This window comes from Nonomuraea spiralis (genome assembly GCF_014648435.1).
GTDB lineage: Bacteria > Actinomycetota > Actinomycetes > Streptosporangiales > Streptosporangiaceae > Nonomuraea > Nonomuraea spiralis.
The window spans coordinates 101,777-125,495 of sequence record NZ_BMRC01000017.1; the positions used below are offsets into that span (position 1 = coordinate 101,777).

The 23,719-nt window shown below is 71.2% G+C and carries 23 protein-coding genes; 13 read left to right on the top strand and 10 right to left on the bottom strand.

From position 1 onward, the window contains the following. Window positions 1-141 precede the first annotated feature (141 nt). Window positions 142-741: a dihydrofolate reductase family protein gene (locus IEZ27_RS34535; protein WP_125644304.1), complete on the top strand. Its 600-nt coding sequence runs from the start codon at window positions 142-144 to the stop codon at window positions 739-741. On the opposite strand, the gene IEZ27_RS55635 is transcribed toward IEZ27_RS34535, so the two are convergent. After that, window positions 710-1,396 (bottom strand): ATP-binding protein, encoded by a 687-nt coding sequence (locus tag IEZ27_RS55635; protein ID WP_379478649.1) that lies wholly within the window; start codon window positions 1,394-1,396, stop codon window positions 710-712. The genes IEZ27_RS34535 and IEZ27_RS55635 overlap by 32 nt on opposite strands. Here IEZ27_RS55635 and IEZ27_RS34545 point away from each other — a divergent pair. The 4 genes from IEZ27_RS34545 (at window position 1,373) to IEZ27_RS34560 (ending at window position 4,198) form a co-directional block, all read left to right on the top strand. Continuing rightward, window positions 1,373-2,188: a helix-turn-helix domain-containing protein gene (locus IEZ27_RS34545; protein WP_189651085.1), complete on the top strand. Its 816-nt coding sequence runs from the start codon at window positions 1,373-1,375 to the stop codon at window positions 2,186-2,188. The genes IEZ27_RS55635 and IEZ27_RS34545 overlap by 24 nt on opposite strands. Then, window positions 2,176-2,382 (top strand): DUF397 domain-containing protein, encoded by a 207-nt coding sequence (locus tag IEZ27_RS34550; protein ID WP_189651086.1) that lies wholly within the window; start codon window positions 2,176-2,178, stop codon window positions 2,380-2,382. The genes IEZ27_RS34545 and IEZ27_RS34550 overlap by 13 nt, the downstream gene beginning before the upstream one ends. Window positions 2,383-2,592: 210 nt before the next feature. Beyond that, entirely contained in the window at window positions 2,593-3,219 is a 627-nt protein-coding gene (locus IEZ27_RS34555; RefSeq protein WP_189651087.1) for an RNA polymerase sigma factor, read from the top strand. Then, window positions 3,209-4,198, top strand: coding sequence for a CU044_5270 family protein (locus IEZ27_RS34560; protein WP_189651088.1), 990 nt, complete (start codon window positions 3,209-3,211; stop codon window positions 4,196-4,198). Before IEZ27_RS34555 ends, IEZ27_RS34560 begins: the two co-directional genes overlap by 11 nt. Before the next feature lie 79 nt (window positions 4,199-4,277). On the opposite strand, the gene IEZ27_RS34565 is transcribed toward IEZ27_RS34560, so the two are convergent. From IEZ27_RS34565 to IEZ27_RS34585, 5 genes are all read right to left on the bottom strand, one after another. Continuing rightward, on the bottom strand, window positions 4,278-5,336 hold the full coding sequence (locus IEZ27_RS34565) for a CU044_5270 family protein (protein WP_189651089.1): 1,059 nt from the start codon (window positions 5,334-5,336) through the stop codon (window positions 4,278-4,280). Then, window positions 5,333-5,827 (bottom strand): SigE family RNA polymerase sigma factor, encoded by a 495-nt coding sequence (locus IEZ27_RS34570; RefSeq protein WP_189651090.1) that lies wholly within the window; start codon window positions 5,825-5,827, stop codon window positions 5,333-5,335. Before IEZ27_RS34570 ends, IEZ27_RS34565 begins: the two co-directional genes overlap by 4 nt. A gap of 101 nt (window positions 5,828-5,928) precedes the next feature. Beyond that, window positions 5,929-7,215, bottom strand: a complete 1,287-nt coding sequence (locus IEZ27_RS34575; protein WP_229824609.1) for a hypothetical protein — start codon at window positions 7,213-7,215, stop codon at window positions 5,929-5,931. Between the two features lie 225 nt (window positions 7,216-7,440). Further along, entirely contained in the window at window positions 7,441-9,192 is a 1,752-nt protein-coding gene (locus IEZ27_RS34580) for an acetyl/propionyl/methylcrotonyl-CoA carboxylase subunit alpha (RefSeq protein ID WP_189651091.1), read from the bottom strand. Between the two features lie 28 nt (window positions 9,193-9,220). Continuing rightward, complete coding sequence (locus IEZ27_RS34585) at window positions 9,221-9,940, bottom strand: SDR family NAD(P)-dependent oxidoreductase (protein ID WP_189651092.1); 720 nt, start codon at window positions 9,938-9,940, stop codon at window positions 9,221-9,223. A 123-nt stretch (window positions 9,941-10,063) separates the two neighbouring features. On the opposite strand from IEZ27_RS34585, the gene IEZ27_RS34590 reads away from it, so the two are divergent. The 3 genes from IEZ27_RS34590 to IEZ27_RS34600 all read left to right on the top strand — a co-directional run bounded on the left by IEZ27_RS34590 (window position 10,064) and on the right by IEZ27_RS34600 (window position 14,121). Then, window positions 10,064-10,336, top strand: a complete 273-nt coding sequence (locus IEZ27_RS34590; protein WP_229824610.1) for a WXG100 family type VII secretion target — start codon at window positions 10,064-10,066, stop codon at window positions 10,334-10,336. An 88-nt stretch (window positions 10,337-10,424) separates the two neighbouring features. Next, on the top strand, window positions 10,425-11,573 hold the full coding sequence (locus tag IEZ27_RS34595; RefSeq protein ID WP_189651093.1) for a S8 family serine peptidase: 1,149 nt from the start codon (window positions 10,425-10,427) through the stop codon (window positions 11,571-11,573). A 73-nt stretch (window positions 11,574-11,646) separates the two neighbouring features. Then, window positions 11,647-14,121, top strand: a complete 2,475-nt coding sequence (locus IEZ27_RS34600) for a serine/threonine protein kinase (protein WP_189651094.1) — start codon at window positions 11,647-11,649, stop codon at window positions 14,119-14,121. A 3-nt stretch (window positions 14,122-14,124) separates the two neighbouring features. Here the strand turns inward: IEZ27_RS34600 and IEZ27_RS34605 are convergent, their stop codons facing one another. Genes IEZ27_RS34605 through eccCa form a run of 3 tightly spaced genes read right to left on the bottom strand, consistent with a single transcriptional unit; the run spans window position 14,125 to window position 19,462 of the window. Beyond that, window positions 14,125-15,192, bottom strand: coding sequence for a transglycosylase SLT domain-containing protein (locus IEZ27_RS34605; protein ID WP_229824611.1), 1,068 nt, complete (start codon window positions 15,190-15,192; stop codon window positions 14,125-14,127). Beyond that, on the bottom strand, window positions 15,189-15,473 hold the full coding sequence (locus IEZ27_RS34610) for a hypothetical protein (protein WP_189651168.1): 285 nt from the start codon (window positions 15,471-15,473) through the stop codon (window positions 15,189-15,191). The genes IEZ27_RS34605 and IEZ27_RS34610 overlap by 4 nt, the downstream gene beginning before the upstream one ends. Then, a complete protein-coding gene (gene eccCa, locus IEZ27_RS34615) occupies window positions 15,473-19,462 on the bottom strand; it encodes a type VII secretion protein EccCa (protein ID WP_189651095.1) in 3,990 nt (1,329 codons plus the stop codon). The genes IEZ27_RS34610 and eccCa overlap by 1 nt, the downstream gene beginning before the upstream one ends. A gap of 102 nt (window positions 19,463-19,564) precedes the next feature. Here eccCa and eccD point away from each other — a divergent pair, with 102 nt between their 5' ends. After that, window positions 19,565-21,001, top strand: coding sequence for a type VII secretion integral membrane protein EccD (gene eccD, locus IEZ27_RS34620; RefSeq protein WP_189651096.1), 1,437 nt, complete (start codon window positions 19,565-19,567; stop codon window positions 20,999-21,001). Here the strand turns inward: eccD and IEZ27_RS34625 are convergent. After that, window positions 20,998-21,426: a YbaB/EbfC family nucleoid-associated protein gene (locus tag IEZ27_RS34625; RefSeq protein WP_189651097.1), complete on the bottom strand. Its 429-nt coding sequence runs from the start codon at window positions 21,424-21,426 to the stop codon at window positions 20,998-21,000. The genes eccD and IEZ27_RS34625 overlap by 4 nt on opposite strands. A 125-nt stretch (window positions 21,427-21,551) precedes the next feature. Here IEZ27_RS34625 and IEZ27_RS34630 point away from each other — a divergent pair, with 125 nt between their 5' ends. From IEZ27_RS34630 to IEZ27_RS34645, 4 genes are all read left to right on the top strand, one after another. Continuing rightward, the gene (locus IEZ27_RS34630) at window positions 21,552-21,866 is read left to right on the top strand and encodes a hypothetical protein (protein WP_189651098.1); all 315 of its coding nucleotides are present in this window, start codon (window positions 21,552-21,554) and stop codon (window positions 21,864-21,866) included. Continuing rightward, window positions 21,863-22,768 carry a hypothetical protein gene (locus IEZ27_RS34635; protein ID WP_189651099.1) on the top strand — a complete coding sequence of 302 codons (906 nt, stop codon included), beginning with the start codon at window positions 21,863-21,865 and terminating at the stop codon, window positions 22,766-22,768. Before IEZ27_RS34630 ends, IEZ27_RS34635 begins: the two co-directional genes overlap by 4 nt. 37 nt (window positions 22,769-22,805) lie before the next feature. After that, a complete protein-coding gene (locus IEZ27_RS34640; RefSeq protein ID WP_229824619.1) occupies window positions 22,806-23,258 on the top strand; it encodes a YbaB/EbfC family nucleoid-associated protein in 453 nt (150 codons plus the stop codon). A gap of 126 nt (window positions 23,259-23,384) precedes the next feature. Continuing rightward, complete coding sequence (locus IEZ27_RS34645) at window positions 23,385-23,711, top strand: WXG100 family type VII secretion target (RefSeq protein WP_189651101.1); 327 nt, start codon at window positions 23,385-23,387, stop codon at window positions 23,709-23,711. The last annotated feature ends 8 nt before the right edge of the window (window positions 23,712-23,719 follow it).

A 23,719-nucleotide genomic window follows, 5' to 3' on the forward strand; every position in this document is an offset into this window, starting at 1 on the left:
CCTACCCGACCGCCGCCCGCCCGACTCCTCCCGCCCCCGTTCCGCGAAGAGTTCCCCTCGGCGTGTAGAGAACCCGCCGTCGGCTCCGACTCCCTGGTGAAGGCGCCGCAAGGGCGCCACGAAGACAGGAGGCGAACCGGGATGGGCAAGGTCACATGCGACATGGGGACGTCGGTCGACGGCTACGTGGCGGGGCTGAACCAGAGCCTGGACAACCCGTTCGGCGAGGGTGTGGGCGACCGGCTGCACGAGTGGATGTTCGAGGAGCCCGAGCGGCACGCCGAGGTGATCGAGCGCATCACGGCGGCCGGGGCGTTCATCATGGGCCGCAACATGTTCGACCCCGGTCGCGGCGACTGGGACCTGGGGTGGACCGGCTGGTGGGGCGAGGAGCCGCCGTACCACGCGCCGGTGTTCGTCCTCTCCCATCACCCGCGCGAGCCGTTGCCCATGAAGGGCGGCACGACGTTCTACTTCGTCACGGACGGGATCGAAGCCGCCATGACCCGGGCCCGCGAGGCCGCGGGGGACCGCGACATCTCCATCGCCGGCGGCGCCGCCACGGTCAACCAGTACCTGGCCGCCGGTCACATCGACGAACTCCGTCTGCACGTCGCCCCCGTGATCCTGGGCAGGGGCGAACGCCTTCTGGCCGACGCCGGCGACATCACCCTCACCCCGGCGGCCCCGCCCACGGGCACCGACCTGGTCACACACCTGACGTACCGGGTGGTCCGCTAGGGACGGTCCTTTCCAGGTCGGCCCATACGACACGGTGGCCGTACGGTTCGGCGACGTGCGTGCCGCTCCTGACGGACAGTGCGGCCACCAGACCGAGGCCGCGACCTGATTCCCGCAAGGATCCCGCGTCCAGAGGGGCGAAGCGCGGTTCTCGCTCCGCCGTCCCGGGGTCGACCACTTCGAGGCGTACGAATCCGGGTCCGACCCCGAGCAGCACCGTGACCCAGTCACGCTCGGGCCCCGGCGGCACATGCCTGACCGCGTTGGTGACCAGCTCTGAGACGACCGTCAGCGCATCGTCCCGAACCAATGGATCGACGTCGTCCAGCCAACGCCGAATCGTCCGCCGGCTTTCTCCGGGGGCTCGGTCACCGCGCCTCAGCGTCATGCCTTTCCAGCTGGAGACGGTCTGGAGAAGTGACATGAATTCCCTCCAAAGCGAATCCTGACGTTTCTTGCGACAAAAGTGCTGTCGCCTGAGCCCAGCATGAACGGTCGCGCGCGCCCGCAGCCCTCGCACCTCGCGAAACCCGTCCGACAAGGCGCGACGCCTATCATGTATTGATTGTCGGAAGGGCGTCGCAGTAGCCTTCCGGAAGGCAATCCCCTGCTCTTGACCTGCGGAGACGCCATGACTCCCGATGTCGGCGACCATTTGTCGCCCAGGGCACGTTTCGCTCAGGATCTCGCGGAACGACGTAAAGCGGCTCGAATGACGCAATCCGCGCTCGCTCTACGCATTCTCTGCCACGAATCACTCGTCAGCCATGTCGAAAAAGGCCGACGGGTCCCCACGCTGGAATTCGCGCGCGAGGTGGACAAGGCGTTCGGCACCGACGGCCATTTCACCGGCCTCCACGAGCGCATCTCTCAGTCACCCGCTCTGGGCTGGTTCGCACGGTGGGTCGAGGAGATCGAACCGCAAGCCGTCATCCTGCAATCCTGGGATCCGCTGTTGATCCCCGGCATCCTGCAGACCGCCGACTATGCCCGCGCCATCTTCTCCACTGCCGCCCCGCCGGATCGTGTCGAAGAGCGAGTCCAGGCCCGCATACAGCGCATGAGAATCTTTGACAGCAACAGCCCTCCGGCCTTTCTCGCGCTCATCGACGAAGGAGTCCTGCACCGCCCGATCGGAGGACTTGGCGTCCTGGCGGAACAGCTCCGCTACCTGTTGGATCTCACCTGCCATCCCCGCATCACCATGCAACTGGTGCCCGTCGCCGCCGGCTGTGTGGCCGGCACCATGAGCGCGTTCGCGCTGGCACGGCTGCGTGACGGTTCGGAGGTGGTCTCCGCCGACTCGGTCCTGTCCGGTCATGTCACCGGAGATCACGAAGCGGTCATGCGCCTCAAGCAGAGGTATGACACCATCAGGGCGGACGCACAGCCGAAGACCGTCACAGCACGGGCGATTGAGGATGCGATCAAAAAATGGGCCCAGTAGACCTCGGCGGAGCGGAATGGCGTAAGTCCAGCGCCAGCGGTGACAACGGACAGTGTGTCGAGGTCGCGACCAACCTCCCGGGGATCATCGCCGTCCGTGACAGCAAGAACCCGCGGGGCCCAGCGCTGATCTTCACTCCTGACGAGTGGCGAGCGTTCCTGCAAGGCGCCAACCAGGGCGAATTCGATATCTGAGGCAGGCGTCTGTCGCTTCGGAGCCGGGTTCGTCCGAGGGGTGCGGGGACCGGTAGGTCCCCGCCGGGGGTGTGGGGGCTTGCCCCCGCATGGACGCAGCCTGAGCCCACCGCGCCCATTGGCGAAGCCCTTCATGGCCCACACGAGAACCGGATCCGTCCTATCGGGTGAAAGGGGGTGTTCAGCCCGAAGAACGGAGCCGAGAGTTTGATGCAGGACACCGAGGTGGACGACGCGGAGGTGATCAGACGTGCCCGCAGCGACCCCGCCGCCTTCTCGGCGTTGTACGACCGGCACGCCCCCGCGCTCCACAGATACGTCACCCGCCGCCTGGGCGATTCGCTGGCCGACGACATCGTGGCCGAGACGTTCCTGGACGCCTTCCGCCGCCTGGCCCGCTACGACACCACCCACCGCGACGCCCGCCCCTGGTTGTACGGCATCGCCGCCAACCTGATCGGCAAGCACCGCCGTACCGAGATCAGGGCCTACCGCGCCCTGTCCAGGACGGGCCTCGACGCGGTGGCCGAGAGCTACGCCGACCGGGTGGAGGCCCGCGTGTCGGCCGGGGCGGCGCACCGCGAGTTGGCCGGGGCGCTCGCGACGCTGTCGCCGCAGGACCGCGAGGTGCTGCTGATGATCGCCTGGGCCGACCTCAGTTACGAGGAGGTCGCCCGCGCGCTCGGCGTCCCGATCGGGACCGTGCGTTCGCGCCTCCACCGCGCCAGGAAGAAGACCCGGGCGGCCCTGGGCGGCATCGACCCGTCAGCCGTCCACGACGCCGCGCCCTCAGCCATCCACGACACCGACAAGGAGGACCCCGGCCGTGGACGATGACCTCACGCTCCTGCGCGAGCTGCGCGCGGACGCCCCCGAACCCGACGCCGACCGCCTGCGCGCCGTGCGCGCCCGAGCTCTGGTCCCGGCCCGGAAGCGGCGCCGGTTCTGGGCGGTGCCGTCGCTGCTGGCCGCCGCGACAGCCGCCGCCGCCGTCGTCGTGGCGGTGAACGGTTCCCACACCCCGGCCCCCGCTCCGCCGGGAGCCATGACCACCATGCCGGTACGGGCCGAGACGGTGCTGCGCCAAGCCGCCCTGGTGGCCGAGGGACGCCGCAAGCACCACGAGCCGCGCCCCGACCAGTGGTTGTACCGGAAGGATCTGGTCAAGCAGCCCTCCGAGGAGCAAGGCACGGTCGGGGAATCCTGGATCCGGTACGACGGCACCCGGTACGCGTACCGCCAGAACGGCGGCTCCATGGAATCCCTGGACATCACCCCCGACCCGGACGACGACGACCTGACACCCCGGCAGTACGCGGCCAAGTTCGCCGACCTGCCCACCGAGCCCGCCGCGCTGCTGGACCACGTCAGGGGCGACCGTCACTGGTCGACCCTGCCGAAGGGGGCGGAGGCCGAGCAGCCGGACGCGCGGGCGTTCCGCGTGTTGTCGGTCTACCTCGACGCGGGTGTCCCCATGCCGCCGCAGGTCGAGGCCGCCATCTTCCGTGCGCTCGCGGAGCTCCCCGGGGTGCGGGTGGACCTCGGCGTACGGGACGCGGCGGGCCGGGCGGGGATCGGCATCGCCTACGAGCCCGCCGGTTCCGTCCCCGGGGGGTCGGTGCGGGACGCGCAGGGCCGGATCGTCTCGCGGTCGTACCTGGTGCTGGACGCCGCGACCTACCGCTTCCTCGGCAGGCGCGTGGACACCCTCCAGGACGAGGGCATCGGCGGTGAGGTGACGGCCCGCAAGGGCACGTTCTACGCGAGCGCCGACCTGGCGACGGGCGTGGTGGACGAACCAGGCCAGATCCCCTGACCGACCCCGGAGCGGCCCGCGAGCGGGCGGGCCGCTCGCAGGCCGCGCGACCGGAAGGCCGTTCGAGCCGCAGGCCGCGCTACGGACGTGCGCCCAGGCGGTCGACCCAGCCCGTCTCCTCGTACGCGGTCTGGATCAGCGGCTCGGACCGGCCCGGCGGGCGGAGCTCGTAGGCGAGCAACCGCGCCGTCGTGACGTCCACGACCAGGCGCGACTCGCCCGCGCCCTCGCCGCTGCCCGGCGTGGTCAGCGCCAGGGCGACGCCGGTACGGCCCAGCGGGTCGGTGACCTCGCCCAGCGACCTGATCGCGGGCTGCTCCGCGAGCACCCGATACAGGGAGGAACGGGTTCCCGGGCTGATGGGACCGGAGAGCAGGTCCTGCGCCGTCGCCCACACATAGGCGGTGAACGTCGGCTTGCCGGGCCACCAGTCGCCGGCCTTCTCCTCGTCGAACAGCCGCCGCAGCAGGCTCGCCAGCTTCTCCTCGTCGGCCGGGAGCTCCAGCAGTTGCCGGAGCGTGTAGCGGTGGCTGCCGATCAGGAAGTGGAGTTGCATGTCGTAGTCACTGCTCGACGGCTTTCCCCCGCTCAGGTCGGGGGAGCCGAGCCGCCTCCATCGAGCCTCGTCCTCGGCGGAGGCGAAGGTGACCTTCGGGTCCTGGCGGGTCACGGCCCGGCTGGGCGCACCCCGGCGGGCCGCGTACCAGGTGTCCTGGGTGTTCGTCAGCCTGGCCGAGAACGGCGGGTTCTTCGCCTGCGGGTGGCGTACCGGCTGGGTGGTGCGCGCGCGAACGTGCCAGTACCGGCCGGCGGCGGCGGGCCCGTGCCCGGCGGACTCGGCCGCGGCCAGCAACACGGAACGTGCGTCCAACGCCTGGCGCGCTCCTTCCGAGGACGCCGGCGTACCGGCCGGAAGGGTGCTCGGCGGCGCGCCCGCGGGGCCGATCCCGGTGCCGCCGAGGATCACGACGGCGGCCGCCGAGGCGAGCAGCGCCCCCGCGGCGGCCCGCGTCGCGGTGCGGATCCGCCTGGCCCGGCGCCCTCGTCGCACCAGCGCGGGCACCGGCGCGGGCGTGGGCTCTTCACGTTGGGCGAGAACACGCAGTGCCCGCGCCAGGAGTTCCTGGTCGTCCTTCATCGTGCTGCCTCCTGATCTTCGCGCAGAGCCGTACGCAGGCGCGCCATCGCTCTGGAGTGCTGGCTCTTGACGGCGCCGACCGAGCAGCCGAGTACGGCCGCGACCGCCTTCTCCGTCAGGTCCTCGTAGTGCCGCAGCACCACCACCGCCCGTTGCCTGGGCGACAGGGCGAACAGGGCGCGACGCAGGTCCTCGTGCGGCTCGTGGAGCTGCTGGCGGGGATCGGTGTGCTCGGGCGGACTGGCGGTGGGCACCTCCCGCCGTCGCCGCCGCCACCGGCTGACGTTGCCGTTGGCCAGCATGCGCCGCAGGTAGGCGTGCGGGTCGGCGGAACGCACGCGCCGCCAGTGGACGTACAGCCGCACCAGGCAGTCCTGCAGCAGTTCCTCGCCCAAGTGCCGGTCGCCGGCGAGCAGGATGGCGACGGCCATGTGCCTGTCCCAGGCCGCCGACACGAAGGCGGCGTAGGAGGCGTCGTCGGATTCACTCACACGGCCTCAACGCGGAAGTGGGCCGGGAAGGTTTACCCCGGAACACGAAAAGGGCGCGCCCCCCGGAATGGGAGGGCGCGCCCGTCAGGGTCGGCGCAGGGTTACCAGTCGCCGCCGCCGAAGTCGCCACCGCCGAAGTCTCCGCCGCCGCCGAAGTCGCCCCAGCCGCCGCCACCGCCGCCGCCGAAGTCGCCTCCGCCGCCGAAGTCGCCGCCGCTGAGGTCGCCCCCGCCGCCGCCGTCCTGGTAGCCCTCGGCGTAACCGGCGCCGTAGCCGCCGTAGCCGAAGCCGCCGTGGAACATGCTGCCCATCATCGTGCCGATGAACATGCCGGTCATGATGTCACCGAAGCCGCCGTAGTAGCCGTAGGCGTACGGCTGGTAGGCCGGGCCCGCGTCGTAGTAGGGGCGACGGTGACCGTCGACCATGACCTCGCGCATCTGCGGGTCGAAGCCGCGCTCCACGGCCTCGGCGTCCATCGCGCAGGCCGGTACGTCGCGCACCGCGCCGCCGGGCGGGGCCCAGCGCACGTCACGCACCGACGGGCCGTGCTGCGGGTTGAAGAAGCAGGGGGCACGCCGCTCGGGGATCGGCTGGTTGTTGACCTTGGCCTTCACCACGGCGAGCGCGTAACGGCCGTCCTCAAGGGTCTGGGTGACCTCGCGGACCTGGTCGGGCCGCTGGACGGCGTTGAGCTGCGTCTTGGCCTTCTCGTAGGAGTCGAGTGCCTGCTGCCACTCGGTGATGTTCCCGCCGCCCTGGCCGGCGAGGCTGACGTCGGTGTCGAGCGCGGTGATCTCCTCGCCCAGCTTGGTGACGTCCTCCTCCACGGTCTGCTTGACCGCGGCGAGGTCCTTGGCCTCCTGGATGGCGCGCTTCTTCTTCTTGTTCTTGGAGTAGAGGAAGTAGCCGCCGCCGCCGACCACCACGAGGCCGAGCAGGGCCACCAGCGCGAACGTGCCGCCGGCGCCGGGGTTGGCCTGGCTGCTGGTGCCGAGCGCGCCGCTGCGGTCGTTCTTCTCGGCGGCGTCCACCCGGTTGGCGAAGTCCTTCACGCCCGCCACGATGTCGCCGGAGTTGGCGTTCGTCGAGAGCTTGACCAGGCGGCCGGCGAGGTTGTTCGGCAGGGCGTTGGACCCCGCGAACATCGTCTCGCCGTCGAACACGACGACCGTCACCTCGGGACGCCCGGCGGCCACCAGCGCCTTGCCCAGCGACGAGAGGTACGGCCCGACCGTGGAGTTGTCGAAATTGCCGTCGGGCAGCGCGACAGCGTAGATCTTGCTGTCGGCGTCCTTCAGCGCGTCATTGATGTCACTCTGCTGGCTGGAACTCAAGGGGGAGCCCGACACCACGTAGAGCGGGGCGTTCTTCCAGTTTTGCACCACAGTCTGTGCGTCAGGTGGCGCAGCCGCCGCGTTGGCGGCAGGGGACAGCGCAAGAACGACGAACAGCCCGGCGATCAGAGCCGCGATCGCGGCCCCTGCTCGGCGCAGCGAATGGGTCATTGGCAGCAAGCCTCCTTCGCCCATGAGGACGAACGGGCGGTCGGCAAAGTTCCTCACTGGGCACGTTACCTGGCCGGGACGGCTCGAAAGCACCGGGGAGCGGGCTCAGGCGTCCTTGATCTCGCAGATCGTGGCCCCCGACGTGACGGTCTGGCCGACCGCGGCCGACAGGCCCGTGACCGTGCCCGACTTGTGGGCCGTCAGCGGCTGCTCCATCTTCATGGCCTCCAGCACCACGACCGTGTCGCCCTCGCTCACCACGTCGCCGTCGTTCGCCACGACCTTGACGATCGTGCCCTGCATCGGGCTGACCAGCGCGTCGCCCCCGGCGGCGGCGTGCTTCCGCGCGCCGCCCGCGCGGCGCGGCGCCTTGCCCGCGGCCGGCGCGGGGCCCGCCGTGCCGAGCCCGGCCGGGAGCACCACCTCGATGCGCTTGCCGCCGACCTCGACCGTCACCGTCTCCCGTACGGCCGGCGCGGCTGGTGCGGTGGCCACCTCGCCCGCGTACGGCTCGACCGGGTTGTCCCATTCGGTCTCGATCCACCGGGTGTGCACGGCGAACGGCTCGGAGGTGAACGCCGGGTCGGTCACGATCGCCCGGTGGAAGGGCAGCACGGTCGGCATGCCGTCGATCTCGAACTCGGCCAGCGCCCGCCGGGACCGGTCGAGCGCCTCCCGGCGGGTGCGCCCGGTCACGATCAGCTTGGCCACCAGCGAGTCGAACGTCTGCGGCACCGTCATCCCGGCCTCGTAGCCGGAGTCGAGCCGTACGCCGGGGCCGGCCGGGGTGCGCATCGCGGTCAGCGTGCCGGGGGCGGGCAGGAAGTTGCGGCCGGCGTCCTCGGCGTTGACGCGGAACTCGATCGAGTGGCCGCGCAGGACCGGGTCGTCGTAGCCCAACGGTTCGCCGTCGGCGATCCTGAACATCTCGCGGACCAGGTCGATGCCCGCGACCTCCTCGCTCACCGGGTGCTCGACCTGGAGCCGGGTGTTGACCTCCAGGAAGGAGATCGTGCCGTCCTGGCCGACGAGGAACTCGCAGGTGCCGGCGCCGACGTAGCCGGCCTCCTTCAGGATGGCCTTGGAGCTGGTGTAGAGGAGGTCGATCTGCTCCTGCGACAGGAACGGCGCGGGGGCCTCCTCCACCAGCTTCTGGTGGCGGCGCTGGAGCGAGCAGTCGCGGGTGCTGACCACGACGACGTTGCCCTCGTGGTCGGCCAGGCACTGGGTCTCGACGTGCCGGGGGCGGTCGAGGTAGCGCTCGACGAAGCACTCGCCCCTGCCGAAGGCGGCCACGGCCTCGCGCACGGCGGACTCGTACAGCTCGGCGACCTCCTCCAGCCTGCGGGCGACCTTGATGCCGCGCCCGCCGCCGCCGTACGCGGCCTTGATCGCGATCGGCAGGCCGTGTTGCTCGGCGAACGCCACGACCTCCTCGGCACCGGAGACCGGGTCCTTGGTGCCGGCCACCAGCGGCGCGCCGACCTTCTGCGCGATGTGCCTGGCCTGCACCTTGTCGCCCAGAGCGGCGATGGCGGCCGGGGGCGGGCCGATCCAGACCAGGCCCACGTCGATGACGGCCTGCGAGAATGCGGCGTTCTCGGCCAGGAAGCCGTAGCCGGGGTGCACGGCGTCGGCGCCGGAGCGCGCGGCGACGTCGAGCAGCTTGGCGATGTCGAGGTAGGTCTCGGCGGGGGACTGCCCGCCCAGCGCGTACGCCTCGTCGGCCACCCTGACGTGCAGGGCGTCGATGTCTTGGTCGGCGTAGACGGCCACGCTGCCGATCCCCGCGTCCGTGCACGCGCGGGCCACCCGTACGGCGATCTCGCCGCGATTGGCGATCAGAACCTTCCGCACCGACCTTCGTCCCTTCCTCAGTGTGTGCTCAACGGCCGAGGTACGCGCCGCCGTTCAGGTGCAGCACCTGCCCCGTCATGTGCCCGGCTCCCGCGGAGGCCAGAAAGAGAACGGTATCGGCCACGTCGGAGGGGGTGCCAGGGCGTCCGTTACGCGTGTTCTGCACGCGGGCCGCGACGCCCTCCTCCGTGAGCCTTCCGCGGAAGAACTCCGTCTCCACCACCAGCCCGGGGGCCACGACGTTGGCGGTGATGCCTCTCGGACCCAGCTCGGCGGCCAGGTCGGCGGTCCAGGACTCGACGGCGGCCTTCGCGGCGCCGTACGAGCCGGACCCGGTGCCGCGCGCGGCGATCGAGCCGATCGACACGATCCGGCCGCCCTTGCCCATGCGGGGCGCGAGCGCGGTCGTGACCAGCACGGCTGACAGCAGGTTGGCGTTGAGGTTGGCCCACCACGCCTCGGCGACGTCCATCAGGTCCTCGGACTGCCGGCGTTCCAGGTTGGTGTTGCCTCCGGCGTTGTTGACCAGGACGTCCACGTGCGCGGGCAGACGGTCGAGCGCGTCCTTGACAGCGACCGGGCTCGCGGCGTCGAACGGCACGTACGCCGCCCCCAGCCGTTCGGCGGCCTCCTTCAGCACGTGCTCGCGGCGGCCGGTGATCGTGACGTGGTCGCCGACCGAGGCGAACGCCTCGGCGACGGCGTAGCCGATCCCGGTGCCGCCACCGGTCACCACGACCTCGCGCATGAGCGGATCACTCCTTAGATCCGAATAATCCTCTGGACGACCATAGCCGCTCGGCATAACGGGGGCGACGGGCGGTGGCCCGCTTTATGGTGAGGGCGCTTTCACCAGTTCCAGGAGGTATGCATGAGCCAGAGTATGCTCGGCGGCAACCCCGCGGAAATGCAGCAGATGGCCAGCCAGTTCAGGCAGCAGTCCGAGGCGCTCCGCACCATCGTGACCGCGCTCGACGGCGAGGCGGCCAAGGTCGGCACCGCGTGGACGGGCCCCGGAGCCCAGCGTTTCAATCAGGCCTGGCATAACTACCGCACGGCCTTCCAGCGGATGACCGAGGAGCTGCAGGAGGCTTCGCGGGTCATCGACACGTACCAGCGGAACATCGAGTCCGCCACGCAGTGAGCACGGACGGGGCCCTGGCCGGTCGCCGGGGCTTCTTCCGTGGTGAGGGTCATTCCTCTCAGATCCGGGCAGGCTACGCTCTTTCCCCATGATTGGTCGCGCCTTGGCGGCGAGCGTGCTCGCCCTGCAGTTCGCCGCGGTGCCGGCGCAGGCCGCGCCCGAGAGGTGCACGCCCAAGAGGGCCGTCATGGCGGTCGGTGAGAGCTGGGCCCAGCGGCGGCTCAACGTGCAGCGGGTGTGGCCGCTGACCATGGGCCAGGGCGTCACGGTCGCCGTCATCGACAGCGGTGTCGACGAGACCCATCCCCAGATCAGGCTGAGCGGCAAGGCCGATCTCACCGGCACGGGCTTTCGCGACTGCGTCGGCCACGGCACGGCGGTCGCCGGGATCATCGCCGGCCAGCCGCGCGGGGACGTGCCCTTCCACGGCGTCGCCCCCAGGGTCAAGCTCCTGTCGATCAAGCAGGTCAACGGCGACAGAGGCGACGTGGGCCTGCTGGCCAAGGCCATCAGGACGGCCGTGGACGAGCACGCCGACGTGATCAACCTCTCGATCGACGCCCCCGACACCCCCGACCTGAGGTCGGCCGTCAACTACGCGCTGGACAGCGACGTGGTGATCGTCGCCGCCGCCGGCAACCTGACCAAGGACGACGGCACGTCGGCGCCCTCCTACCCCGGCGCGTACGAGGGCGTGTTGTCGGTGGGCTCGGCGACGCCGGACGGCGGGCGTTCGCAGTTCTCCAACCCCAACGCGGTCGGCGTGCTCGGCCCCGGGGAGGGGATCAGCTCGACCTGGCCGCTCAAGGGTTACCAGTCCGCCCTGAAGGGCACCAGCTACGCCGCCCCGTACGTGACGGGGGTGGTCGCGCTCGTCCGCGCCCGCCATCCCAAGCTGAACGAGCTCCAGGTGCGCAGGCGTATCACGCTGACCGCCGACGGCGCGACGGGGGCGGGCACCGGCGCCGGGATGGTGAACCCGCTGCTCGCGGTGACCGCGGTCCTGCCCTCGGAGCAGGTGGCGGTGGCCGCGCCGGTGCCGCCGCCGCTGCCCGTCACGGCGGTGCACAAGGCCGTGCCGCCGGACCGGCGGTCGATGGAGGTCGCGACGGTGGTCGCGGCGGGCGGGCTGGCGCTGGCCGGGGTGGTGATGGCGGCGTGGGTGTTCGTGCCCATGGGACGCAGGCGGCGCCGGCTGCCCGGAGCGCCGCCGGATATCGGGCGAATTGACGGTTAACTGTACGAGTGGTCAACCGAAACTGCTGATGCTTATGGGGCTTATTTGGTTAAATGTCTCTCGATCATGACACATGCCTGAAAGGACGGTCATGGTGGAGAAGGACTCCTCCCGGGCGCCCGTACCGGAGCGGATCGGCGGTCACGAGCTCGTGGGCCTGCTGGGGCAGGGCCCGCGTGGCGCCGTTCACCTGGGCAAGGAGTCCGAGGACGCCGATCCGGTCGCGATCAAGACGCTGACCGCCGATCCGGCGGCCGACCCCGACTTCGTGGACCGGCTCCAGAGCGTCACGCGGGTGTCCAGCTCGTACGTCGCCCGTACGCTCGACGCCGGCGTCCAGGACGGGCTGCTCTACGTCGTACGGGAGCACGTCGAGGGCCGTTCGCTGGCCGAGACCGTGGCCGCCGACGGCCCGCTGACCGGCGACGCGCTCGAACGCGTGGCGGTCGGCATGCTCACCGCGCTGACCGCGGTGCACCTGGCCGGGTTCGCGCACCGGGGGCTCACGCCGTACAACGTGATCCTCACCGGCGAGGGGCTGCGGGTCACCGACATCGAGATCGGCGAGCCGGCGGGCGAGATCGGCTACCGCGCGCCCGAGCAGATCAACGGCCTGCAGTACGGGCCCTACGCCGACGTGTTCGCCTGGGCCGCGACTGTGGTCTTCGCCGCCACCGGGTCCGCGCCGTTCGGTCAGGACGCGCACGCCGTGCTGACCGGCGAGCCGGAGGTGGAAGGGCTGCCGGAGCCCTTGCGCCAGACGGTGCTCGCGGGGCTGGCCAAGGACGTCTCGGGACGTCCCACGACGTACACGGCGCTGCTGCGCCTGCTGGGCGACGACAAGGCACCGATACCCACACCGCCCCTGGAGGACGCGGCGGTGGAGGGGGTGCCGGTGGAGGGCGCGCCGGCCCAGGGTGCGCCGGTCCAGGGTGTGTCGGTGGAGGGTGCGCCGATCCAGGATCCGTCAGGTGAGGGAGCGGTGGGTCAGGGCGTGACGGTGGAAGGTGCGCCCGTCGAGGGGGCGCCCGTGCCGATGCCGCCGGTCGAGCCGCCGGTCCTGGTCACCCTGATCGATGGCCAGCCCTTGGCGCCGGGTCAGCCGCCAGTGCCGGGACAGCCGCCTGTGGGGCCAGGGCAGCCGCCGGCGCCGGGTTCGCCGTTGGTGCTCCCTCTGGCCGTCGAGGGCGCTCCGGGCCCGCACGGCCCGGGCCCGCACGGTCCCGGCCCGCACGACCCCCCGCCTCCCGGCTTCCTCCCGGAGGGCGCGCTGCCCCCGGGCGCGTTCCCACAGGGCCCGATGGCGCACGACCCGATGCAGCCCGGCCAGATGCAGCCCGGCCAGATGCAGCCCGGTCCGATGCAGCCCGGTCCGATTCCTCCAGGGGCGTTCCCGCAGGGGCCGATGGCGCATGACCCGATGCAGCCCGGTCCGATCCCCCCTGGCGCTTTTCCTCAGGGGCCCATGCCGTACGAACCCATGCAGCACCCGCCGGTACCGGCGCAGGCCGCCTGGGGGCCGCCGCCCGGCCCGCCGAGCCCGCCTCAGGAACAGGTCCAGCCCCCAGCCGGCCCCGGGAACGCCGCCGCCGCGACGCGCAGGCCGTTCCCCATCGGCCTGGTCGCGGGCGTGATCGCGGTCGTGCTGCTGTCGGCCGTCGGCCTGTGGGGCGCGAGCCGCTACTCCTCCAGCGTCACCTTCGAGCCCGCCGCGGCGGCGGGCGCGCCGGTCACGCCGGACGCGGCCGGCGCCCAGCAGGCCGTGACCGCCGCGCCCACGCAGCCCCAAGCCGAGGTCACCGTGCCGTGGGCGGCCACGCCGTCCCCGGACGACAACGCCGTGGGCCCGCTGGTGCTGCCGAGCAACGGCCCCACGGACGGGGCGGGGGTGCCGGTGCTCACCTCGGTGCCGACCCCGACGGCGACGCCACCGGTGGTGGTCCCGACGGACCGGCCGACCGCTCAGGAGAAGAAGACGGCCAGGCAGCCCAAGCCGAAGACCACGGTCACCAAGACCGTCAGGCCGACCCCGACGCAGCGGCCGACCACCCAGCGGCCGACGCAGAAGCCCACTCAGAAGCCGACCCAGAAGCCCGCGGAGAGGCCGACCGCGGAGCCGACCCAGAAGCCCACCCAGAAGCCGACGCAGAAGCCGTCGGAGAAGCCGACGCAGGCCCCGGCGCCCACCAAGACTTCGGCGGCGCCCGCGGTCGCGCCGAAGCAGAACCCCTACACGGCGACGCAGGTCTGCGGGTCCGGCTTCGGGGTCCAGCGGTCGAGCTCGTTCAGCGGTGGGACGACGTACCAGCTCTACAACAACAGCACGGGCCAGAACTGCGTGGTCACCATCAAGTCCGGCGCCGACGTCGGCCGGGCGACCCCGATGAGCGCGACCCTGGAGGTGCAGAACGGCCCGAGCAGCACCGACAGCGGCAACTACGAGTACTACGCGGGTCCGGTCAAGCTGCCCGCCGCGGGCAAGTGCGTGCGCTACTCGGGGAGCTCGGGGTCCGGCAACACCAGCGCGGGGTGGGCCAACTGCGGCTAGGGCTCAGTATCCGCGGTAGCCGGAGCCGGTCTTCATGCCCACGACCCCCGGCACCGCGGACACACTCCCGTAGCGCGAGATCGAGTAGCGCACGCCCGCGATGATGTTGTCCACCGGGTCGTAGATGTTCCGGTGGCCGTCCAGGGCGTGGGAGTTGAACGTCGGGTCGATCGTCTGCATGAGCCCCTTCGACGGGTGGCCCGCGGCGGCGTTGGAGTCCCACAGGTTGATCGCGTGCGGGTTCCCGCCCGACTCGTGCTGGATGATCATCCAGATGTCGTTCGGGTTCATCTTGTCGGCCGGGACGCCCCTCTCCTTGAGGATCGCGATGGCCTCCTCGATCCACTGCTTGACCTGGCCCGACGGCGCCGGTCCGCCGCCCGGGGGAGGCGGGCCGCTGGAGCCGTAGCCGCCGACGATGGGGCTGCCGCCGGTGCCCGAGTAGGGCGAGGTGTAGCTCTCCGTACGCCGCCAGTCGAACCGGTGCTGGGGGTCCGGCACGAACTCCTGCTCGCCGGCCGCCGTGATCTTCGCGTAGGTCATCTTGCGTTCGCCCAGCGCGGTTTCGATGGCGGTCTTGGCGTCGGTGACGGCGTCCTTGGCGTCCTTGACGGGCTTCCTGGCGTTCTCGGTCTCCTCGCTCACCAGGCGGCCGATCCCGGCGTCCAGGTCGGCCTGCTCGGCGTCGGGGTTGGCGTCCTTGTAGTTCTGCACGCGGGTGAGCAGGCGGTCGCAGATGCCGTCCACCGTGCGCTGGGAGCTCTCCAGCACGTCGGCGGCGGCGTCGAGCGCGTCGGCGCAGGAGACCAGCGCGTCGTGCAGGTCCTGCCCGGCCCTGCCGTAGTCGCCCATGTAGCGGACGAACGCGTTCGCCGAGTCGCCCTCCCAGGCCAGGTCCACGGTGGTGACGGCACTGCCCAGCTTGCCCGCGGCGGCCAGGACCTCGCCCCCGGTCGTACGCCAGCGGCCGGCGATGCCGCGGATCGCGCCCGGGTTGCCGGTCACCTGGCCCGCCAGCGTGGCCAGGGTCGCCCCGCCGGGCAGGCCGTTGATCGCTTCGGGCGCGCTCATGCCGGCGAGTTCGCCTTCCGTACGTTGCTCTGCACCAGGTCCAGGGCCCGCTCGACGCTCTGGACGAGGCTCTTGGCCTTGTTGAACTCCCGGTCGGCGGTGTTCTCCACCCGGTCCACGACGGTCGCGAGTGCCGAGGAGTCGGCCAGCTTGCCGAAGATCGAGGAGTCGGCGGCCTTGGCCGGGTAGTCGTCGGCCAGGTCGCCGAACTTGCCCACCACGCCGTTGGCCGCGATGCGGCAGTCGTCCAGGGCGTCGAAGTGGATGTCCAGTCCTGCCATCATTCCTCCTCCGCGGGCGGCCAGAACGCCGTCTGCGCCAGCCGCGAGCCGAGCCTTCTGTCCACCACGAACCCGCGTCCCGGCGGCTGCGGCTGGGCGCGTACGTTGCCGAACAGGAAGCCCTCGTCCCTGCTGCCGGACAGGATCACCGCCGGGCTCGCCATGTCCTTGATGCGCTGGAGCACCGGGTCGAACATGGCCCGGCCCAGGCCGCCCATGGCCCGCGACATGATCAGGTGAAGCCCGATGTCGCGAGCCTGCGGCAGCAGCTCGACCAGCGGCAGCAGCGGGTTGTTGGACGTCGCCACCAGGTCGTAGTCGTCGACCACGAAGTACAGGTCCGAGCCCTTCCACCAGTCGCGCGCGCGGAGCTGCTCGGGCGTGAGGTTCGCCGGCGGCAGGCGCTTGAGCAGGGCGTTACGGGCGTCGTTGACCAGTTCGAGCGCGGCGGCGCTGGAGGCGGCGTAGCCGATGCGGTTCTCGCTGACGGCCGTGTCCAGCAGCGACCGGCGGTAGTCGATCACGATCATCATGGCCTCGCGCGGCGTGTGCCGGGCGACGACGTTCTCGGCGATGACCTTGAGCATGTTGGACTTGCCGCTCTCGGTGTCGCCGACCACGATGAAGTGCGGGTCGGCCTCGAAGTCGATCAGTACGGGCGCGAGCGCGGCCTCGTCCACGCCGATCGCGATGCGTGACCTGCCGATCTCCTCCATGCCCGGCAGCGACGCGGCGGGCAGCACCGACGGCAGCAGCCTGACCTGCTTGGCGGGCGGCCCCTGCCAGGAGTCCCCGATGGCCTGCACCAGGCCCTGGAGCCCGGTGGACAGGTCGTCGGAGTCCTGCACGCCGTCGATCCTGGGCAGTGCGCCGAGGAAGTGCAGGCCGTCCTTGGTCAGGCCGCGTCCCGGCACGCCCTCCGGCACGGCCAGCGACTTCTTCCTGTTGATCTCGGACTCGTACGCGTCGCCGAGCTTCAGCTCCACCCGCGTGCCGAACAGGTCCCTGATGCCCGGCCGGAACTCCGACCACTTGCCGGTGGCGGCCACCACGTGGATGCCGTAGCCGAGGCCGCGCGCGGCCAGGTCGGTGATGACCGGTTCGAGCGCCTCGAAGTCCTGCCTGATCGTCAGCCAGCCGTCCACGACGAGGAAGATGTCGCCCCAGCCGTCGCCCTGGAGCGAGCCGTCGGCCACCCGCTTGCGGTAGGTGTTCATGGAGTCGACGCCGTTCTCGGTGAACTCCCGCTCCCGGTCGCGCAGGACCGAGGCGATCTCGGCCACCGTGCGGCGTACCCGGTCGGCGTCCAGCCTGGAGGCCACGCCGCCGACGTGCGGCAGCCCCTCCAGGGAGGCGAGCGCGCCGCCGCCGAAGTCCAGGCAGTAGAACTGCACCTCGCGGGGGGTGTGCGTGAGCGCCATGCTGGTGATCAGCGTGCGCAGGATCGTGCTCTTGCCGCTCTGCGGGCCGCCGGCCACGCCGACGTGCCCGGCCGCGCCGGACAGGTCCAGCCAGTACGGGTCCCGCCGCTGCTCGAACGGCCGGTCGATGGTCCCGACCACGGCCTGCAACCGGCCGCGCCCGGCCCAGCCGGCCGTGGACAGTCCCAGCTCGGGCGTGACCGACAGCGGCGGCAGCAGGTGCGCGAGCGTGGGCGGCTCGGCCAGCGGCGGCAGCCAGATGCGGTGCGCGGGCGGCCCCTGGTTCACCAGACGGCCGACGACGATGTCCAGCAGGCTCCGCTGCGCCTTGTTGCTCTCCTCCTGCGCCGCGGTGTCCTCGGGCGGCTCCTCGACCATCGGCACGGGCACGAAGTCGGGGCCGTACTCGACGATCTCCCTGACCGTCGCCGAGCCGTCCAGCGTGGCGACGTGCCGTACGTCGGACACGTGGGGGCCCGACACGTACGCGGCCTTGAACCTGGTCATGCCGGTCGTGTCGAACTTCAGGTACCCGTTGCCCGGCGCGGACGGCAGCTCGTACGCGTCGGCCACCCCCAGCACGACCCGGCTCTCCATGGCCGAGAACGTCCGCAGGCCGATCCGGTACGACAGGTGCGTGTCGAGCCCGCGCAGCCGTCCCTCCTCCAGCCGCTGCGAGGCCAGCAGCAGGTGCACGCCGAGCGAGCGGCCGAGCCGGCCGATCATCACGAACAGGTCGATGAACTCGGGTTTGGCCGTCAGCAGCTCGCTGAACTCGTCCAGGATCACGAACAGCGTGGGCAGCGGGCTCAGGTTGGCGCCCTGCTCGCGGGCCTTCTCGTAGTCGCGCAGGGAGGCATAGTTGCCGGCCGCGCGCAGCAGCTCCTGGCGGCGCACCATCTCGCCGTGCAGCGCGTCGTGCATGCGGTCCACGAGCGGCAGCTCGTCCTCCAGGTTCGTGATGACCGCGGAGACGTGCGAGAGGCCGTCCAGGCCGAGGAAGGTCGCGCCGCCCTTGAAGTCCACGAGCACGAAGTTGAGGATCTCCGAGGAGTGCGTGACCGCGAGCCCGAGCACCAGCGTGCGCAGCAGCTCGCTCTTGCCCGAGCCGGTCGCGCCGATGACCAGGCCGTGCGGGCCCATGCCGCCCTGGGCGGACTCCTTGATGTCCAGTTCGACCAGCCGGCCGTCGGCGCCGAGCCCGATCGGTACCCGCAGCCGGTTCCGGCCCGCGCGCGGGCGCCAGGTCACGGCGGGCTCCAGCCGGGTCGGGTCGCCGACGCCGAGCAGCTCGGTCAGCGTCGTGTTGACCGCCAGCACGTCCTGGGCGTCGCCCCCCTTGGACGAGGAGGCGCGCAGCGGCGCGAGCTGGCGGGCCAGCCCCTCGGCGCGCAGGTAGTCCAGCCCGTCGGGGTCGCCGAGCCGGTTGGTGTTCTCCCGGCCCGCGTGGTCCAGCCTGACCATGTGGAAGCCGGCGGCGTCGATGCGCAGCCGCAGCGTGCTGCGTTCCTCGACGGTGCCGGCCGAGTTCGACAGGTCGATCACGGTCACGCCGTCGATGGCGTCCGCGCCGAGCTGCGAGTCCTGCGGCACGTGCCCGCCGTCTAGGATGAGCACGTGGTATGGCAGCGCGTCCGCCGACGCGCCGGGCTTGAACCTGGCCCGCTCCTTCAGTTCCCCGCCCACCAGGCGGTCGAGCTGGGTCAGGTTCTCGGCCATGAGCCTGACCTGGCCGGCGCCGTCGGTCTCCTCGGGGTGCAGGGCGTGCGGCAGCCACTTGATCCAGTCCCAGTGGCTCATCCACTCCTTGCTCGCGCACACCATGATCCGCATGTCGTCGGGGGAGTGGAAGACGGCCATCTGCGCGATCATGGCCCTGACCAGGTCGCGTACCAGTGCCGGGTCGCCGTCCAGCTTGATGCGGGCGAAGGAGTGCAGCGCGACCGCGACCGGGAGGCGTTCGACGGTCGAGTGCGTACGGATGAACCGGCGCAGCGCGCCGGCCGACAGGGCGTCCAGGTCCTCGACCGGCTTGGAGTCCGGGGGGATGAGCTGGACGGCCAGCTTCTGGATGCCGGTGCCGAGCCGTACCGTGCTGAAGTCCTCGTCGCGGGGGCGGCGTTCCCACAGGCGCGGGCCCATCGCGGTCCACCACAGAGTGTCGGGGGCCGGGCCGCTCCACTCCAGGGCCTCGCGCTGCTGGATCGCGGCCTTGCGCACCTTCTTGCGGATCTGCGCCAGGTAGCGGAAGTAGTCGCGGCGGGCGCCGTTGAGCCGGTGTTTGCGCTCGCCCGCCTGGCGGCCCATCTGGCCGACGGTCATGCCGACCATCGAGAACGCGAACAGGCCGCTGGCCACGTACATGATGGGGTTGGCGTTGGTGCCGCCGGCCGTGAACATCAGGCCCATCGCGGCCGCGCCCGCCACCATGGGCAGGTACGTCAGCACCGCCATCATGCCTTGCGACTGGACCTCGGGGATCTCCGGCGGAGACTCCAGCAGGATCTCGCCGCGCGGCGGCTTCGGGCTGGGGCGGCGCTCCGGGCGCCGTACTACGACGATGCTCACCCTTGTGACAGGCCCTTCTGGTGCTCGAAAGACCCTTCTTACCAGATGTGCCTAACGTCCGAGTTGAGGTCTTAGTTAACAGTGTCTCGCTATGTTGTGCTTGTGACTTCGCTGGCCGAAATCCCGCCTCCACAGCAGGGCGCGCTGCACCAGGTGCCCGCTCCGCTCCCGCCGTTGTGCCACGTGACGGTGGTGGGGCCGCGCAGGAAGGCAGACCTCGCGCTGCCTGCCGACATCCCGCTGCCGCACGTGCTCCCCGGGCTGCTCAGGGCCATGGGCGAGCTGGGCGACGACACCGCGACCGCGCCGGGATGGACACTCCAGCGGCTCGGCGGTCCCCCGTTCGACCTGGGGCAGAGCCTCGGCGCGCTGGGCGTGCTGGACGGGGAGATCCTCTACCTGCGGCCGCGCGCGGTGGCGCTGCCGCCCACCAGGTTCGACGACGTGGCCGACGTGGTCGCGACCGGCGTGCGCGACGGCGGCGGCAAGTGGACGGCCGTGCAGACCCGCGCCCTGGGCGGCGGGGCGGCCTCGGGGCTGCTCGTCGCGGGCGCGGTCGTGCTGGCGTTCGGCGGGCTCACCCCGCTGGTGACGGCCATCGTGGCCGGGGCGCTCGCGTTGCTCGTCGTCGGCGTGGGCATGGCGATCTCGCGCGCCGTCGGCGACTCCGGCGCGGGCGCGCTGATCGGGTACGCCGCGCTGCCGTACGCCTTCCTGGCCGGGCTGCTCGCCCCCGCGGCCGCCGGTGGACTGGCGGCCGTCGGCGCGCCGCAGCTTCTCGGGGCGCTGGCCTGTACGGCGCTGGTGGCCACGCTCGGCGGCACCGCGATCGCCGATGGCGTGCCCGGCTTCCTCGGCACGGCCATCGCCTCGATGGTCGGCGCGGTCTGCGCGGCCGTGGTGATGGTGAGCGGGGCGTCGCCCGCGGGTGTGGCGGCCGTGGGCGTGGCCGTCGTGATGGGGCTCAGCCCGCTGGTGCCCGTGTTGTCGTTCCGGCTGGCCCGCGTGCCGCTGCCGTCCATGCCGACCAACGCCGAGGAGCTGCGCGGCGACAACCAGCGGCTCGACAGCGCCTCGGTGCTGGAGCGCACGGGCGCGGCACGCCGGTACGCCACCGGCATGGTCGTGGGCGTCGCGCTGGTCGGGGCCGCGGCGCACCTGCTGCTCATCGCCGACGGCCGGTGGATCTCGGTGGCCATGTCCGTGGTGCTGGCGCTCACGCAGCTCATGCGGGCCCGGGTGTTCCAGGGCGTCGGGCAGCGGTTGTGGCTGATGCTGGTCGGGCTGGCCGGGCTCGGCGCGGTGGGCGTGGCCGTCGGGATCGGCACGGGCGGCGTGGCGTCGGTGGCCGTGGTGCTCGGGCTGCTGTGGACCGCCATGGTGGTCGTCGGCATGGGAGTGTGGCTGCCCAACGGCAGGCCCTCGCCGTTCTGGGGGAGGGCCGCCGACATCCTGGAGTGGGTGCTGATCGTCGCGCTGGTGCCGCTGGCGCTCGGGGCGCTGGAGGTCTACGCCTGGGTACGCGGCCTGGCCGGTTAGTCGTCGGCCAGGGCGCGGCGGCGGATCGTCTCCAGGGCGTCGAGGCGGTCCCGCACCTGGCGGGAGAAGTCGTCCTCTAGCTGCTGGAACTGCCGGGTGACCGCCTCGGCCGACAACCCGCCGAACGACGCGGGCGGCACCACGTCGGCGAGCCTGCGCGCCTGGTCGTCCTGGGCCGCGCGGACGGCCTGGACGATCTCGGCGGTCAGCTCGTCCAGCTCCAGGCGGCTCGCCCTGGGCGACAGCCGCAGGCCCTCCAGGCGGCCGTCGGCGGCCACGCGCGCGGTGACCACGCCGCTGCGGCTCTCGCCCTGGCCGGTCACCAGGCTCAGCTCGTCCAGGGCGCCGGCCAGGGTGCGGACGGACCGTTCGCTCTCGCTGATCGCGTGGTCGAGGTCGTCGGGGTGGAAGTTGATGGGGTCCATGGCCAGCACGCCACCGCCCGCAGGTTAACAAGCGGGGAGCGGCGGTTTTCCAGTTCCTGAAGTGATCACGAAAACACCGCTGGGGGTGCTGAAAAGGGGGCAAAGCGTCGCAACAATCGGGCGTCGTGGCAACGAATCAGGAAATCCACGTCACCTCGTCCACCATCAGCAAGACGCGGCAACGGGTGGACTCCGAGCTGAAGACCGGGATGATCAGCTTCGTCAAGGGCCTGATGCCGCTCACGGCCGTGGACGGCCTCGGCTTCGGCGTCCTCGGCAACATGATCATCGGGAGCACGTACGAGGGCGTCAGGGGCCGCGCCGAGGGCCTGATGACGGATGCCGAGGACGCCCTGGACGGCTGGTGCGACGGCCTGACCGTCTGTGAGCGCAACTGGCGCGCGGCCGAGGACGCGAGCATCATCCAGTACCGCTCATGAGCGATCCCTATCTCAACGCCATCAACAAGGGCCGGGGTGTCCCGCGCGGCGGCGATCCCCTGCTGAAGGCGATCAACAAGGGCTCGGTCGGCCCGCCGCGCTCGCCGTCGATCCCGCTCAACCCGGCCACCGGCAAGCTGGCCCCGATGACCGCCAACCCGGCCGAGTCGGTCAGTGCGCGGGTGCTGAACACGCTGAAGGGCGCGGGCAGGTTCTCGCCGTACCTGATCGCGGTGGCCGCGATCGTGGCGGTGGGGGCCGCCGACGAGGTCGCCATGGCACAGGCGGCCAACGTCTGGAAGTACGGCATGAGCGCCCGGCTCGACGACGGCGTGAAGAGCCTCATGCCGCAGATCCTGGCCACGTCCAGGACCGGCTGGATCGCCGCGGACCAGGCGGAGTTCGGACGGGTGCAGGCGCTGTTCCACCAGGAGATCGGCGCGCTGCGCAACTCGTTCGGCGAGATCGGCGGCGTGGTGGACGAGGTGGCCGCCGGGGTGCGCAACTACTGGTTGCAGATCGGCTCGACGATCGTGTCGGGGATCACGTTGCTGATCGCGGCCATGCGGATGAAGGCCACGCCGGTCCCGCAGGTGGCGGTGGCCGGCATGATCATGGAGCATCTCGTCGGCACGGCGATGGTCAGCGCCGCCGCGGTCATGACGGGCTCGCTGGCGCAGATGCTCAGGGGCGGCATGCAGGTGCTCGGGACGCTGGTGAAGAAGCAGCACCAGTTCGGCTTCGTGTTGCCGGAGGGCGCGGCCGCGGTCGACTTCGGCCGGGCCACGATCAACACCAAGGACCTGCCCTCCTTCCAGGAGCCCGCCCAGCCCGGCCAACTTCCCGCCGGGTACCAGAACTTCGACTGGGTCGCACCGGACGTGAAGACCACGAAGCCCTGATTGTGGTTAACTCGCCGAGATGTGCCCCATGGGAGGGATGGTGTCGGTGACGGATTTCGGGGACTTCGGCAACATCGACATGGACCGGCTGCTCCACAGCGTGGACGAGCAGCTCAACAAGTCGGAGGAACTGCAGAAGGGCATGACCGCCCTGGTGGGCCGCGGGGAGGACGAGGCGCACCTGGTCCTCGTCGAGTATGCGCAGGAGGGCATGCGCACCCTGGAGATCCGTCCGAAGGCGATGCGGCTGAGCGCGGCCGAACTGTCGGAACGGATCAGGGCGGCCTTCCAGGAGGCGACCGCCGACCTCCAGCGGCAGGCCGAGGAGCTGATGACCGAGATGTTCGGCGCGAGCGGCAATCCGATGCGCCTGATGGAGAACCCGGAGCAGGCGCTGCGTGGGGTCCGGCGGGCCGAGGCCAGCTACGAACGGGCATTCGAGGACGTAATGGGCGAACTAGACAGAATTCGCCGAGATCTCGACCTGTGATTGACCAGCACGTTTGCTGATATGTCGGGAAGTTGTTACATCTTGGCCATTGGGTCCGCTGTTACTCATGGGGTCTTTGGTGCTTATATGGTTACACGACCGAAATGATCGTTACGGAGGTCACGAGTGATCGACTTCTATAAGGCAACACCGGGCCAGATCAAGACGGCCTCTGGGCACGTGGTGGACACCGCCCAGTACATCGAGGGTCTGAGGGTGTCGGTCGAGACGACCGCCAACGGTCTTCTCAACACCGGATGGCTCGGCCCGGCGGCGGCCAGGTTCAGGACCGCCATGACCAACTGGGACAACTCCATGCGGAACGTACGGCTCGACCTGGAGGACATCGCCGAGAAGATGGGCGTCAACGCGGTCGTCTACTCCGCGGCCGACGAGGACGTCCAGGCCGGCATGGGCCGCGTCGAGTCCCTGATCAACGTCGACATCAAGTAGGAGGGGAA

Excerpts from the sequence above, each read along its gene's own strand:
- IEZ27_RS34600 (WP_189651094.1), top strand. The coding sequence starts at position 11,647 with ATGCCTGAAAGGACGGTCATGGTGGAGAAGGACTCCTCCCGGGCGCCC.
- IEZ27_RS34535 (WP_125644304.1), top strand. The coding sequence starts at position 142 with ATGGGCAAGGTCACATGCGACATGGGGACGTCGGTCGACGGCTACGTG.
- IEZ27_RS34555 (WP_189651087.1), top strand. The coding sequence starts at position 2,593 with ATGCAGGACACCGAGGTGGACGACGCGGAGGTGATCAGACGTGCCCGC.
- IEZ27_RS55635 (WP_379478649.1), bottom strand. The coding sequence starts at position 1,396 with ATGGTCGCCGACATCGGGAGTCATGGCGTCTCCGCAGGTCAAGAGCAG.
- IEZ27_RS34635 (WP_189651099.1), top strand. The coding sequence starts at position 21,863 with ATGAGCGATCCCTATCTCAACGCCATCAACAAGGGCCGGGGTGTCCCG.
- IEZ27_RS34605 (WP_229824611.1), bottom strand. The coding sequence starts at position 15,192 with ATGAGCGCGCCCGAAGCGATCAACGGCCTGCCCGGCGGGGCGACCCTG.
- IEZ27_RS34595 (WP_189651093.1), top strand. The coding sequence starts at position 10,425 with ATGATTGGTCGCGCCTTGGCGGCGAGCGTGCTCGCCCTGCAGTTCGCC.
- IEZ27_RS34585 (WP_189651092.1), bottom strand. The coding sequence starts at position 9,940 with ATGCGCGAGGTCGTGGTGACCGGTGGCGGCACCGGGATCGGCTACGCC.
- IEZ27_RS34625 (WP_189651097.1), bottom strand. The coding sequence starts at position 21,426 with ATGGACCCCATCAACTTCCACCCCGACGACCTCGACCACGCGATCAGC.
- IEZ27_RS34640 (WP_229824619.1), top strand. The coding sequence starts at position 22,806 with ATGGTGTCGGTGACGGATTTCGGGGACTTCGGCAACATCGACATGGAC.
- IEZ27_RS34565 (WP_189651089.1), bottom strand. The coding sequence starts at position 5,336 with ATGAAGGACGACCAGGAACTCCTGGCGCGGGCACTGCGTGTTCTCGCC.
- IEZ27_RS34545 (WP_189651085.1), top strand. The coding sequence starts at position 1,373 with ATGACTCCCGATGTCGGCGACCATTTGTCGCCCAGGGCACGTTTCGCT.
- IEZ27_RS34590 (WP_229824610.1), top strand. The coding sequence starts at position 10,064 with ATGAGCCAGAGTATGCTCGGCGGCAACCCCGCGGAAATGCAGCAGATG.
- IEZ27_RS34610 (WP_189651168.1), bottom strand. The coding sequence starts at position 15,473 with ATGGCAGGACTGGACATCCACTTCGACGCCCTGGACGACTGCCGCATC.
- IEZ27_RS34550 (WP_189651086.1), top strand. The coding sequence starts at position 2,176 with ATGGGCCCAGTAGACCTCGGCGGAGCGGAATGGCGTAAGTCCAGCGCC.